Annotated in this window: 10 protein-coding genes; 2 read left to right on the forward strand and 8 right to left on the reverse strand. The window is 43.8% G+C overall.

The window, feature by feature from the left end; all coding sequences use genetic code 11:
- Nucleotides 1-163: 163 nt before the first annotated feature.
- Together gyrA and QL886_RS08505 are read right to left on the reverse strand one after the other, a co-directional pair.
- On the reverse strand, nt 164-2,956 hold the full coding sequence (gene gyrA, locus QL886_RS08500) for a DNA gyrase subunit A (RefSeq protein WP_290178360.1): 2,793 nt from the start codon (nt 2,954-2,956) through the stop codon (nt 164-166).
- A 291-nt stretch (nt 2,957-3,247) separates the two neighbouring features.
- Nucleotides 3,248-3,427 carry a hypothetical protein gene (locus tag QL886_RS08505; RefSeq protein WP_290178361.1) on the reverse strand — a complete coding sequence of 60 codons (180 nt, stop codon included), beginning with the start codon at nt 3,425-3,427 and terminating at the stop codon, nt 3,248-3,250.
- Between the two features lie 469 nt (nt 3,428-3,896).
- On the opposite strand from QL886_RS08505, the gene QL886_RS08510 reads away from it, so the two are divergent.
- Together QL886_RS08510 and QL886_RS08515 are read left to right on the forward strand one after the other, a co-directional pair.
- Nucleotides 3,897-4,178 (forward strand): hypothetical protein, encoded by a 282-nt coding sequence (locus tag QL886_RS08510; RefSeq protein ID WP_057759093.1) that lies wholly within the window; start codon nt 3,897-3,899, stop codon nt 4,176-4,178.
- A 55-nt stretch (nt 4,179-4,233) separates the two neighbouring features.
- Nucleotides 4,234-5,085 carry a methyltransferase domain-containing protein gene (locus QL886_RS08515; protein WP_290178363.1) on the forward strand — a complete coding sequence of 284 codons (852 nt, stop codon included), beginning with the start codon at nt 4,234-4,236 and terminating at the stop codon, nt 5,083-5,085.
- A gap of 33 nt (nt 5,086-5,118) precedes the next feature.
- Here QL886_RS08515 and QL886_RS08520 read toward each other — a convergent pair whose 3' ends face one another.
- The 6 genes from QL886_RS08520 to QL886_RS08545 all read right to left on the reverse strand — a co-directional run bounded on the left by QL886_RS08520 (nt 5,119) and on the right by QL886_RS08545 (nt 13,740).
- On the reverse strand, nt 5,119-6,444 hold the full coding sequence (locus tag QL886_RS08520; protein ID WP_290178365.1) for an ABC transporter ATP-binding protein: 1,326 nt from the start codon (nt 6,442-6,444) through the stop codon (nt 5,119-5,121).
- A gap of 124 nt (nt 6,445-6,568) precedes the next feature.
- Nucleotides 6,569-8,245, reverse strand: a complete 1,677-nt coding sequence (locus QL886_RS08525; RefSeq protein ID WP_290178366.1) for an iron ABC transporter permease — start codon at nt 8,243-8,245, stop codon at nt 6,569-6,571.
- Nucleotides 8,246-8,443: 198 nt separating this feature from the next.
- On the reverse strand, nt 8,444-9,568 hold the full coding sequence (locus QL886_RS08530; protein ID WP_290178367.1) for an extracellular solute-binding protein: 1,125 nt from the start codon (nt 9,566-9,568) through the stop codon (nt 8,444-8,446).
- Between the two features lie 264 nt (nt 9,569-9,832).
- Complete coding sequence (locus QL886_RS08535) at nt 9,833-10,555, reverse strand: 16S rRNA (uracil(1498)-N(3))-methyltransferase (protein WP_290178368.1); 723 nt, start codon at nt 10,553-10,555, stop codon at nt 9,833-9,835.
- Entirely contained in the window at nt 10,552-12,108 is a 1,557-nt protein-coding gene (locus QL886_RS08540) for a 3-deoxy-D-manno-octulosonic acid transferase (protein WP_290178369.1), read from the reverse strand. The genes QL886_RS08535 and QL886_RS08540 overlap by 4 nt, the downstream gene beginning before the upstream one ends.
- A gap of 132 nt (nt 12,109-12,240) precedes the next feature.
- Entirely contained in the window at nt 12,241-13,740 is a 1,500-nt protein-coding gene (locus QL886_RS08545; RefSeq protein WP_290178370.1) for a tetratricopeptide repeat protein, read from the reverse strand.
- Nucleotides 13,741-13,822 lie beyond the last annotated feature (82 nt).

The raw sequence follows: 13,822 nt of genomic DNA on the forward strand, positions 1-13,822 counted from the left end.
AAAAATAGAACCTTATTTACAGTATTGAAAAAATGAGAATGAAAAAACAAAAGCCTCCGACGATAACGTCAGAGGCTTTTTTCTAGAAAAATGCTAAGAGACTAGACTCAAAAGCTAATTACCAAGACTATTACTCGTCATCGTCTTATGCATAGTTAGTCTATTATAGATTGTCACTTGGTTTATGATCGTTTGCAATATCAATCACATCGTCGACGTCGGTAGTTGCAGTACTGTCAGTTGTCGCATCAATATCTATCTGCTCCTGACCTTCTACCTCAAACGTACCGTCTTCTCTCATGGCATCGATAAGCTCATCATCGCTCTCTTCGTGCTCAACACGCGCCATGGCAACCAGTTTTTCATCTTTTGACAGACGAATCAATGTTACGCCTTGTGTATTACGACCAGAGCTAGCGACATGCTCAACTGGGGTACGAACCAATGTGCCTTTATCAGAGATTAAAATGATATCGTCGGTAGAGTCAACCTTGGTCGCTCGTACTAGTGCGCCATTACGCTCGCTGGTCTTGATAGCGATCACACCGCCACCACCACGATTTTGTGTATTGAACTCATCGATAAAGGTACGTTTACCAAAGCCATTTTCACAAGCAATCAAGATTTCACGTACATCATCTTCGATAACAACTAATGATTTGATAAATTCGTCAGTAGTCAGACGCATACCGCGGACGCCTTTTGCCGTACGACCCATCGCACGCGCATCATTCTCATCGAAACGAATGGCTTTACCACTTGAAGCGAACAACATCACTTCTTGGCTACCATTAGTAATACGAGCGCTGACCAATTTATCACCGTCTTCTAATCCAACTGCAATCAAACCGTTCGATCTGATATTGGCAAACTGCTTCAGCTCTACCCGCTTCACTGTACCGTTGGCCGTGGCAAAGAAGACAAAAGGCGGCTCTGCTTGGTTGCTATCTTCTACCGAATCGTCATCATTGCTTACTTCTGATACTTCACTTACTACTGATGTATCTTCCACAATTTTTGGAATTGGTAGTATGGTTGTAACGGTTTCGTCGCTATTTAGGCCAATTAGATTGACTAATGGACGACCACGAGCACCGCGACTGGCAATCGGCACTTCAAAACCACGTAAGCTAAAGACACGTCCACTATCAGTGAAACACAGTACCGTAGAATGCGTTGATGTCACGACTAAATGATCAATTACATCATCTTCTTTCATTGCCGTAGCAGACTTACCTTTACCGCCACGTTTTTGTGCAACATAATCGTCAATCGGCTGAGTCTTAGCATAGCCAGTACGCGATACCGTCATGACGACCGTTTGCTCAGGAATAAGGTCTTCGCGACTAAAGTCCATACGTGAATCGATGATATCGGTACGGCGCTCATCACCAAAGTTATCACGAATCTCGATCATCTCATTAGAGATAATCGCCATCAGCTTATCAAAATCGCCAAGGATAGACTCTAAGTGTGCGATTTCACGTAATAGGTCTTGGTACTCTTCAGTCAATTTATCTTGCTCAAGACCAGTCAAACGATGCAATTGCATATCTAAAATCGCATTGACCTGCTCAAGTGACAAGCGATAACGTTCTTCGCCTTCGATCAGACCAAACGGCGCTTTAGGATCTTCGCCATCGATAAACTCAGGACGCACTGATTGGCTACCAGCAGCTGTGAGCATCGCAACAACGCTACCTGAGCCCCATGTGTTATTTAATAAACTTTCACGTGCTAGGCCACGGTTTGCAGAAGCTTTAATCGTCGCAATAATTTCGTCGATATTGGCTAGAGCAACCGTTAGACCTTCTAGCAAATGACCACGAACGCGGGCTTTGTTCAATTCATAAATCGTACGGCGGGTCACCACTTCTTGACGATGACGGACAAATGCAGCGATAAGCTGACGCAAAGTCAATAGTTTAGGCTGACCATTATCGAGCGCCACCATATTGATACTAAAGCTAGACTCTAGCGGCGTTTGTAGAAATAGGTTATTGACAATAACTTCAGCGGTCTCGCCACGACGCAAGTCAATAGCGATACGCATACCGTCTTTATCAGACTCATCACGAATTTCGCTAATACCTTCGATTTTTTTATCACGAACCAGCTCTGCAATACGCTCGATCAGCTTGGCTTTGTTAGCCTGATAAGGTACTTCGGTAAATACGATGCGCTCACGATCACGGTTGACGCCAGCATTGCTCATCGGCTCGATATGATAACGACCACGAATATGCAAACGGCCTTTACCGGTACGATAAGCATCTAAAATGCCCGCGCGACCATAGATAATACCACCTGTAGGGAAGTCAGGACCTGAAATATGCGACATTAGCTCTTCAGCTGAAACTTGTGGGTTTTCAGCATACGCAAGACAAGCATTTATTACTTCGGTCAAGTTATGCGGTGCCATATTGGTCGCCATACCAACGGCAATACCCGTCGCGCCATTGACCAATAGGTTAGGAATACGCGCTGGCATCACGCTTGGCATGCGCTCAGAGCCGTCGTAGTTGTCTTCCCAATCGACCGTATCTTTATCCAAATCAGCGAGCATCTGGTGGGTCAGTTTAGTCATACGTACTTCGGTATAACGCATCGCTGCCGGAGGATCATCATCGATCGAACCAAAGTTACCTTGACCATCAACCATTGGGTAGCGCAAGCTAAAATCCTGCGCCATACGGACGATGGCATCATAGACGGCACTATCGCCATGTGGATGGTACTTACCGATAACATCACCAACCACACGTGCTGATTTTTTATACGGTTTATTATAATCGTTTGATAGCACGTGCATGGCATACATCACGCGGCGGTGTACAGGTTTGAACCCATCACGCACATCAGGCAGCGCACGCGAGACGATCACGCTCATCGCATAATCCAAATACGACTGCTTTAGCTCATCTACGATGCCAATAGGACTGACCGATTCGCTCATATACACTCCTTCACTCACATTTTTTTCTAACGTTGACACATCGCTTATGGCACCCGTAGATCATATAAAAATACTGCCACATAAATGGGCAGTCATGACCAAAATACTTACCATAAAAAAACACTGCTACACGTGCAAAACAATAGGAAAATAGCGATAGTTTTAATGTTTAATAAAAGAAGCTATTTTAGCACAAATTTGCTGATTTAGGGGTTCTGACCACCATTAAAATCAAGCTAGGCGGTTCATTTGCAGTGATATTTTGAATTATTGACACACGCTAAAATAATTCTAATGGCAGGTTTTTTTTGATTGGCTGATTTTGCCATTTTTACAAACAAACTTACCATCTGCTGAGCAATGTGACACCCCGCCCATTTTACCTGAACAGGGCGTATTTCGAGCTTGTGCTTGGCTCATAGATGTAAAGGCAAATACTAGGGCGAGTAGCGCTGTGGTGATTGATTTCATTGTTTATTCTCCGTATCTGATGGATATTAAATAGAAAAATACTATACTCATTCAGTACAGCTCGACAAGATTTATTTTGACTAACTGAGTGAATACTTATGTTTCTATCTACAATTCAACACGACATTTAATTTAACGCTAAAATCTTGAGCATAGAACTCATATGTGGTTTGCATATAAGCTCTATTGACCAAACAACTAGGATGCTTAGAATATTTAGCCAATACAACAACACCTACAACTGTCTCTGACGTGAACTGATGGTTTTTATGGTTATATAGTTTTCACGACCATAATGCTTTGCCATGAGCTAATAGCTTTCAAAATCATATTATTTTAGTGAGCACATTATGATTTAAACCACTTTAATGCGGTTATTTTCTAGTGATGCTGGACAAAAAATTTCTAAACGCTACACTAACTCATCTTTTATAGCACTTAAATAACGACCTAATAGGCTACTTTTATTATGGATATCATTCTTGCAATTGTTTGGATTTTAGCAATGGTGCTATACAGCTTTTCGAGCGATTACGTTGCTAGCTTTCCTAACCATAACAATCGCGCTGTCCCTTATGTCCGTTGGGGAGCACTTCTAGTCGCTATGGCTTTATCAGCATACTTGTCAAAAGCCTATCAAGAAAATCTACAAGGCAATGGTATGTGGGTGTTTGTTATCGTGGTATTTGTCGTTATTGTTTTAGCGAAATTCGTTTTTAAATGGGTAATTAACAGACGTTTGAAACGCTAGTTAATACTAAATAGTTTTATTAATTTGACCCTCTTACTCATTGATCTAAATACCTATGACAACTAAACATCAATATAGCCAGCCTGACTCAAACCTTTCTATACCAGCAGAAGACAAACGAGCAGATCGTAGCTTCGATGCCATTGCCGAACATTTTGAAAAGAAGGTTTATGGTGGTTTAAAAGGCGAGATTCGATTGGCCGTGTTACGACGTGATATTTTTGAATATAGTTCACAGATGAGTGAGACGCTTGGGCGACCTTTACGTATCCTGGATGTGGGTGCAGGGCTTGCGCAAATTGCGATAGAACTTGCTGCTCAAGGTCATAGCGTAGTCATCAATGACATCTCAGCGAATATGCTTGAGAAGGCGAAAGCGAGCGCAGAAAAAATTGATAAAAAGCTAGACATCACTTGGTATGTTTGCCCTTATCAAGCGCTTGAAGAAAAACTGGCTCAGACAGAGACAGAAAGGTTTGATTTGATTATGTCGCACGCGCTACTCGAATGGTTGGCAGAACCAGCAGCGGTCATGGACTTCTTTGATCAATATCTAACAGATGATGGCGCGCTATCTTTGTGCTTTTATAATCCTGCAAGCTTTGATTATCGTAACCTTATCATGGGAAATTTTAATCTACTCGATAATACAGACTATAAGGCAGACAACAAGAAAAGTCTGACACCCAATCATCCCGTCGCTAAAGAAGAGGTTCAGTCTTGGTTAAAGGCGCATGACTATCAGACGGTGCGCAGCAGTGGCTTGCGGGTATTTCATGACTATGCACCGCTCAAACGTGGCGGTCATAACGACCCAGATGCAGTGATTAGAATGGAGTTACGCTACTCACAGTTAGAGCCGTACAAATGGCTTGGCCGTTACTTACATATTCTAGCTAAACGGTAAATTGAGACAACAGCTCAAGAATGGTAAATGCTACTAAACCTCTTCATCCATTCTTGATGACCTATCGTATTCTGACCAAGTAGTGGCATTGATGTCTTTTTCATCGAAGACTACGACATGCTCTAGCAAAGGCAGAATGCCAATATGCGAGCCGATTGCATGATTATGATGGCTCGCAACCAAGGATAAGACAGTCTGTCCGTCGTCTAACTGCAGACGGTATAAATAGTTGGCACCGCGAAACACACGTCCAATAACTAAAGCTGTCTGTGTACTGTCGTCATCATGAATAATATCATCAGGGCGCACGAGTACTTTAATGGGCGTGCCATTTGGATAATCATATTCGCAGTACTGTGGCTGGCCTGATTCGTCATAGACTTCCATGCGGCGATAGATATTCCCCAGTGCTGTCTCAACATGACCTTCTTTGATAATGCCGTCTATCATCGCGCCTTCGCCTACGAATTCAGCGACAAAAGGACTGACAGGCTCATGATACAGTTCGCTTGGTCGCGCCCACTGTACCAATCGTCCTTTGTCCATTACCCCTACTTTATCCGCTAGCGCAAACGCTTCATTTTGATCATGAGTGACCAAAATCGCTGTGGTATTAGTACGTTTGAGAATATCACGGACATTCATTGCCAATGACTCACGCAGTACCACATCTAGATTAGAGAATGGTTCATCAAGTAATAGTAGTTTTGGTTTGGGGGCTAGCGCTCTTGCAAGAGCCACACGCTGCTGCTGACCACCAGAGAGCTCATTAGGACGTTTATCCGCATGCTCAGTCAATTCGACTAAGCTTAGCATCTCAGCCACACGTGCTTTTTTGTCAGCAGCTGACCATTTATTGAGACCAAAGGCGATGTTCTTTACCACGCTTAAATGACCAAAAAGCGCATAATCTTGAAACACCATCCCCATGCCGCGCTTGGCTGGTGCCACGGCAAATGAGTGCCGAGCTGTCTTTTCTGTTAAGCGTTGATTGTTTAGATAGATAGTGCCGCCGCGACTTTGCTCCAGTCCCGCGATTGCTCGAAGCGCTGTTGTCTTCCCGCAGCCGCTATAACCTAAGAAGCAACCAATCTCTCCTTGCTCCAGCACCAACGATAGACCATTAACGACGATAGTATCGTCATAGCCTACGATGAGATTTTGCACACTAAAATAAGGATCTGTCGCGATATGTTTCTCAGTATTTTGTTGTGAGGTACTGCTTTGTTCTACAGTTTTATTCGGCTGAACTGGATTGATTCTATTTTGTGACAGTGGTGATTTTGCTACAGGCATATGATTAGCCCGAGCCTTTTCTGACTTAGAATTTGTGGAGTCGTTCATTGAATCAGTGTACATAGACGGTACCAGTTCGCTATTAGTAAGTAAAACCATCGATAAAACAGAGCAAATTATAATATAGCTGACACTACGAGTGTGCTGTTAAACTTATGTCAAATTATTGCTATTAGATTTGTTGTTACTAGCTGTGTTTGTCACTTTGACGCAGTAGTATCCAGACAGGAAGCAAGCCAACTAACACGATTAGCAAACTCGGCAATGCGGCTCGTCCCCACATACCTTCGCTCGTCATTTCAAACACTCGTACTGCAAGCGTATCCCAGCCTTGACGCCGTGTCATCAGCGTAATGGGCATCTCTTTCATCACTTCGACAAAGCCCATCAGTAATGCAGTCAATACGCCAGGGCTAAGCACAGGCAGCATCACATGACGCCAGCGCTGATAAGGACTGTCGCTAAGTAATTTTGCAGCAGCTTCTTGATTGACTGTCAATCGTTGCAGTTGTCTGTCAACTGGCTGAAAACTCACTGTCATAAAACGTGTCGATAGCGCCAGTAGCATAACAATGACGCTGCCAGAAAGCACTTGCTGTGAGGTGATACCAAAGGCAATCATTTGATTATCAAGCCACGCAATAGGTATAAATATCCCTACCGCCAACACAGTCCCCGGTACGACATAACCCAAATTGGCTAAAGTGGTCATTAGCTTAGTCGACTTATCAGGATACTGCCGTTTAATCCACGCAATGATAACGGCCAAAAAGGCAATAAACAACGTGGTCATACTAGCAATCATGAGGCTGTTGGTAACAAAATCAATGTAACGCGCATCAAAATCTTGGCGAAAGTTAAGTGCTGTCCAATAGATGAGCTGTAAGAAAGGAATTAAAAAGGCAACTAAAAAGATCAGCGTACACAGCAGTGTCATGGCGAGCTTAGCAGGTTTACTGGCGTCAAAGCGTTGGCTGCTACCTTGGGTAAGTGAGCTACCACGCTTCGCTTGCCAATACTGCTCAAGCAATACCACAATGAAGATCACACCAATCAGCAAGGCTGCTAACTGAGCCGCTGTGGTCAAACTGAAAAAACCAAACCATGCTTTATAAATGGCGGTAGTAAAAGTATCGACATTGAATACGGATACTGCACCGAAATCTGCTAAGGTTTCCATACTGGCTAGCAACAAGCCGCCAATGATCCACGGTAGTGCTTGCGGTAGCGCCAGTCGAAAGAACACACGGCTACGACTCAAACCTAGCATCTGCCCCGCTTCTATCGCTCGCCTGCCTTGCGACAAAAATGCTTGACGCGCGAGCAAATATACATAAGGGTAAAACGCTAGCGACAATATCAAGCCTGCGCCCCATACATTCCTTATCGACGGTATGGCAGTACTAATACCGGAATCGCGCAGAGCTGTCTGTAGCGGCCCACTAAAATCAACAATGCCGATAGTGACAAATGCCAATACATAAGCAGGGATGGCAAGTGGCAACATCAACGCCCACGAAAAGAAACGCTGACCAGGGAAACGATACATACTAGTGACCCAAGCCAGAGCAGTACCAATAGTGCCTGAAACGACAGTCACCATAAGCAATAAAATCGCCGTGTTCTTGAGCACTTGCGGCAGTACATAGTCTGCCATGTGTGTCCAAATCTCTGCCACTGGCTGAGTCCACGACAGCAGCACGATTAAAATCGGTACTAGCATAAACAATGAAATCAGCCCTAAGACTGATTTCGAGATAATACGTTTACGAAGGGCGTGGTCTTGGCTGACAGTCTGCTTGTCATTAACACCATCATTGACAGTATCGTTTTGACTAACAGACGCATCTGGCGTTGTGATCATATTATCATTACCGTGTCATACGTATAGAGACCTTGTAAGCTTATACCAACCTTAAAATCGTCATTACATGAATAACTGATCTGTAATGACTAACCTTTGAACCTATTCTTTAAAAGCTGTTGTTTAAAAGCCGTGCTTTGAGAACTATTGTCTAAAAGTTATGATTTTGAGATTGGTATCAGTATTACTGGCGACCCCTTATTTATAACCCGCTTTATCCATCATTTGGATAGCTTGAGTTTGTAGTTCACCGAATTTCTGTACATTGATATCGTCTTTTTTGAACTCGCCCCATGATCTGAGCATGTCTGACTCATCGATACCTACTTTTACTGGGAATTCTTTGTCAGAGCTAGCATAGAGACCTTGAGCTTCGTCAGATGACAACCACTCTATCAGTTTAAGCGTACCATCTGGATTGTCCGAACCTGCAACCACGCCAGCGCCTGAGATGTTTACGTGCGTACCAGTCGTATCTTGGTTTGCCCAGAATATCTTAACAGGGAAGTTTGGTTTTTCGTTCAATAGACGACCATAGTAGTAACTATTGGCGATACCTACTTCACACTGACCAGCAGCGATAGCTTCTAGCATCGCAACGTCATCACTGAACACATCAGTCGCTAGGTTATCAACCCACCCTTTGATAACCGCTTCGGTTTTTTCCTCGCCCAAATGCTCCATCATGCTAGCAACAAGCGATTGGTTATAAACCTTCTTAGAGGTGCGTAAGCATAGTTTGCCTTTCCATTTTGGATCGGCCAAATCTGCATAAGTAGACAACTGGTCGGCAGTAACTTTGCTTGGGTCATAGAAGATAGTACGTGCACGTAGTGACAGACCTGTCCACTGACCTTTTGGATCACGGTATTTTGCAGGAACGTTAGCCTCTAACACAGTAGATGATACTGGCTGCAATAGGCCTTGCTCTGCAGCCTGCCATAAGTTACCAGCATCAACGGTCAATAGCATATCAGCCGGAGTATTCTGACCTTCAGCTTTTAGACGCGCCATCAAAGGCCCAGTTTGGTCTGTAACCAGTTCAACTTTTACACCTGTTTGCTCAGTATAGCGATCTAACAATGGCTTAATCAGCTGCTCATTACGTGATGAGTAGATAGTAATCGTCTGACCATCAGCAGTCGTAGCTTCGTCAGTTGCTGCTTGCTGCTCAGCACCTGTTTCTGTTGACTCTACTTCTACGCTCTCTTCTGTGGTTGAAGAATTACTACAACCTGCCAGACCCAACATCATGCCAAATACGGCTGCAGGTAGGATAAGCTTCGTAGAGGTTAGATTAGCGCTGATAGCGTTCAATGACATGGTTTTCCCCATAGTAATGCTATAAAAAAAGTAAGACGGATGGTGAGACAAAATAACAGTGATTATAACGATGACTTGCTAAGCGTTAACAGTAATCAGGCCATAATATATTAAAGCAACATACTAATGGAAGTGAGATTAATTATCAATACATTTGTTTAACTGGTAAATATGCCTGTGATGAGTCTTGAGCATTGATTTTTAAGAACTATTTTTCACCAGCTCTTTCAATAGTTTGGTCTAACGACGCGTTTTAGTGTCCATCTAAAGCAACCATTGGCCTAAAATTGCATTGACCGCAGCTTCCGTGCGCAAAATACGAGAGCCTATATGTACAGGCGTGCAACCCTGCGCTGTCAGCAGTTCTATCTCATAGTCAATCCAGCCACCTTCAGCGCCTATGCAGACTATACTCGGTAGCTCTCGTGATGGTTGTAGTTGTAAAAATTCAGAAAAGGACTGCTGACTGTAGGGATGTGCGACAATCGCTGGATTGCTCATTAGGCTTGCAAGTGAGTCTTCGACAAATGGCTTAAAACGTTTTTGTAGCGTAATACTAGGAACAATTGTATCGATGCTTTGCTGTAAGCCTTCTAATACAAACTCGTCTATCCGCTCAAGCATTGGGCTTTGCCAATAACTTTTTTGGGTACGGTAGCTATTGATAAGAATGATATCGCGTACACCAAGCGCCGTCATATCCATGATCAATCGCCGTAGCACTTTAGGACGTGGTAACGCCAAAATGACAGTTAAATCCAATTTGGCTGGCGGCACAGTATTGAGCTGGACGTTACCTAGCTGAAGGCTGTCAGAGGTAATACTTTCAATGATAGCAGTACCAAGGTTGCCGCCGATCTGGCCAATTTTAAGCGTATCACCGACTTTCGCGCCCAACACTTTAGTCACATGGCTGACTTGAGACAAGGAATCGATGTTCGCTGTGTCTACTGAGAAGTTTTCAGCAGGCAATAATATACAGTTCATAAATTATCTTGGTTGGAGGACAGTTCGATTGCGTCTTCAATCATAGTAAATTGGCGGGTCAATACCGCTTGCTGCTGTATCGTCATTTGCTCGCCAGCTTGCCCTGCCTGCGCGGCCAATGGCAAATTGCGTAGCCAAGTCTCTAGCTGCGTATAAATGCTCACAGCGTCTTCACGGTTATAAGCTGTTTTCTTACGAGAAGATTTTTTATTCGCCTTTAACTGATCTTCAATGACCATCTGTGCATCCGAACTATTTGACTTGTTTGACTCGATTGGACAATAAAAATCATTACTTGGCTGATATAAAGCGCCTACTTCAGCCAATTTGTCTATCACGCTTTGGCACGACTGAGTGTAACGACCCATCAATACAGGCGTAGCCACACTTGCAGGCTCCACTGGATTATGCCCGCCAATATCTACCAGTGAGCCGCCCACAAATGCTATATTTGCCAATGTATACCAAGTCATCATCTCACCCATGCTATCTGCTAGATAGACTTGCGTATCTGCACCAATCATATCTCCATCACTGCGCCGAGCCATATTTAACCCAGTTTTCTGAATGAGCTCTGCTACTGCGTCAAAACGCTCAGGATGCCTAGGCACGATAACAAGCAACGTATCTGCTAATGTCGCTTGAGACAGTAGTTGCTGCTGCAATGACAACGCTGCTGCCTCTTCACCATCGTGAGTACTTGCAGCTACCCACACAGGACGATCTGCTATACCAAACTCTGCTCGCAGTTCAGCTTTCTTATTATAAATACCATTATCTTCTACCGCTTTGTCATTGAGTTTGGACGCATTGATTACCCACTTTAATGAGCCTGCCACACGAATTTGGGCGCTACTAGCCCCTAACTGCCGAAAGCGTTTAGCAGAGTCACTGTCTTGCGCAATAATTAAGGAGAGGTTTTTCATCATACTGGCGCTGACTGCACCAATTTTTTGATAACTCTGAAAAGAAGAAGCAGATAATCGACCATTGACTAGGATACTTGGAATACGGTGCTGAGATAGTTTGGTCAAGATATTTGCCCATAGCTCTGTTTCTACAAACAGTGCAGCGCTCGGCTGTACATGCGTTAAGAAAGTCTCGATCACAGCAGGGCTGTCGACTGGCACATAGCTATGACTCATCTGACCTTGAGCTATCTGTTCTGCAAAACGACTGGCCCCACGAGCAAAACCTGTCTGAGTCGTATTGGTCAACCATATCTGATAGCCATTAGCCAATAACATATCTAGTAAAGGCGCGACCGTATTGGTCTCACCTAATGAGACTGCGTGGCACCAAATTACCCCTTTGTCGATATCAGCATTGACCACTGGACGCGGTGGATACTGCTTACCAAAACGCTGATCGATTTCCTGCTGATAATTGTCATTTCTATGAGATCGACGCCATACTTGCAGACGATATAGTGGCTTTAGTAGCCCAATAAGAGACTGATAATATAAAGGTGTCTCGTATACCATACGACTAGGTGATGATACAGGGTCCATTGGATTCGCAGAGTGGTCAGACGGGGTATTAGATGATGGCATGGAACAGCCCAGATTAGTTATGAATCAAACAATAAAAGGGTAAAGGTAAAGCGCGCCAATTCTACCTGAATTTAAGCTGTAACAATAAGCTTTTAAAAAGTTACTGAGTAAATATTTATTAGGTAATGATTGTTAGATAATGACTATTATCAATAAAGCGACTGCGATGATTGCACCAATTAACAGCTGATAACGCTTGGTGCTATGCTGCTCTTGCTTCTGTGTGGTCAGCAGCATTTCTGCTTGCTGCCATTGCTTGACCAGATTGGCCGCTTCGGCATGACCATTATCTGCCGCTTGCTCTAACCAGTATTTACCGCTATCTATATCTTGAGACACCCCTACTCCTTGGTAATACATCTTACTGAGTAGACGCTGAGCACGGCTATCATTTTTGCTAGCGGCTTGATTAACCCACTCTACGCCAGATTTTTTAGAATCATCGCTATTTGTAGCCAAACCTTCACCTAACAATTCATACATGGCCAAACGTAACATAGCAGCTGTATTATCATCTTCAGCAGCCGATTGCAGTATTAGAAGCGCTTTATTTTTTGCCGTGTTGTGATCATTTGAAAATATAACTTGGCGACGAGGCTTGTTCTGCTTGGCAATATGCTGCTCGAACTGATCCAGTACTTTACGTGCTTGCTGATACTGCATATCACCAGTTGGTTGTGGCACCGCTATCTCATCTAACTCTACGAGCAGTTGCGTAAACATCTCTGGCGTTGATGTGTTTTTTACAGATGACGTAGGCTTGGTTGTTGGCTTCGTTACTTTAGTCAGCTCAGGCTTTATTGGGCTCTCAGATTTAGGAGATACTACGCTTGTTTGCAACTCAGTTATAGTATCAGGCATAGCAGACTGAATTGCGCGACTCTCACTGTCAGTTACAACTGCATTAGCTTGATTATGCTCAGCTCCTATCGATACTTCCTCTGGCTTATTAAGAGAAACATTTAATTGGCTAGTACCAACATGCGTATTTAAATCGGTGCTCGGAGCGATGCTTTCAGTGACTTGATGAGTGGTTGCTTTATACGCTGTTAATTCGGACACTGAATGAACGTCTTTACTTAAAATAGTTGGCAGTCTAAGGCTAACCGCTTGATACAGCCCACTATCTACTTGCCCGCCTTGTACTGGGTCAAACTGCCGATCAATATGACCAAACAGACGCAGCCCTATTGGCTCTAGGGCAAAAAATAATTGCTCTTTAACCCCGCTATCATCATAACCAACAGCCATATGCTGATAGAAGTCATCTGTGACCAATGACAACTCAGGGTAACGTTTACGCAGCTCAAACTGACCATACCAATGTGGCTTGTTTTGCCACTGCTGCGCCAATACACGACCGGCATAAAACGCCAAAAACACCATGAAATTACGATAGCGCTCATCGATCAGCAGCGTCGCCTCTTCCCATATACTGCTCTTGATCATATCTCGGCGTACTTGAGACAATAGCGTATCGATACGCTGTAAACTCTCAAGCGACTCATCTAGCGTACAAGCGCGCAGCTCAGTTTCGTAGGCGATACCGCCTACAATAGGACGCCCAGCCAAGAAGTCTTGCCAGTAGCCTTCTGCAATATAGTCCAGTGGCGTTAAAGGTGATGCAGACATAGACGGACGTGACCTCTTTGCAGATAGATAAACCAAAAAAGTATAGGCTATAAAAGTGCTGCTATTACTAAGATAATAGAAC

Source organism: Psychrobacter sp. APC 3281 (genome assembly GCF_030407815.1).
GTDB lineage: Bacteria > Pseudomonadota > Gammaproteobacteria > Pseudomonadales > Moraxellaceae > Psychrobacter.

Bases quoted from the DNA above. Each gene is read 5' to 3' on its own strand.
- gyrA (WP_290178360.1), bottom strand. From the start codon at position 2,956: ATGAGCGAATCGGTCAGTCCTATTGGCATCGTAGATGAGCTAAAGCAG.
- QL886_RS08505 (WP_290178361.1), bottom strand. From the start codon at position 3,427: ATGAAATCAATCACCACAGCGCTACTCGCCCTAGTATTTGCCTTTACA.
- QL886_RS08510 (WP_057759093.1), top strand. From the start codon at position 3,897: ATGGATATCATTCTTGCAATTGTTTGGATTTTAGCAATGGTGCTATAC.
- QL886_RS08515 (WP_290178363.1), top strand. From the start codon at position 4,234: ATGACAACTAAACATCAATATAGCCAGCCTGACTCAAACCTTTCTATA.
- QL886_RS08520 (WP_290178365.1), bottom strand. From the start codon at position 6,444: ATGTACACTGATTCAATGAACGACTCCACAAATTCTAAGTCAGAAAAG.
- QL886_RS08525 (WP_290178366.1), bottom strand. From the start codon at position 8,245: ATGATCACAACGCCAGATGCGTCTGTTAGTCAAAACGATACTGTCAAT.
- QL886_RS08530 (WP_290178367.1), bottom strand. From the start codon at position 9,568: ATGTCATTGAACGCTATCAGCGCTAATCTAACCTCTACGAAGCTTATC.
- QL886_RS08535 (WP_290178368.1), bottom strand. From the start codon at position 10,555: ATGAACTGTATATTATTGCCTGCTGAAAACTTCTCAGTAGACACAGCG.
- QL886_RS08540 (WP_290178369.1), bottom strand. From the start codon at position 12,108: ATGCCATCATCTAATACCCCGTCTGACCACTCTGCGAATCCAATGGAC.
- QL886_RS08545 (WP_290178370.1), bottom strand. From the start codon at position 13,740: ATGTCTGCATCACCTTTAACGCCACTGGACTATATTGCAGAAGGCTAC.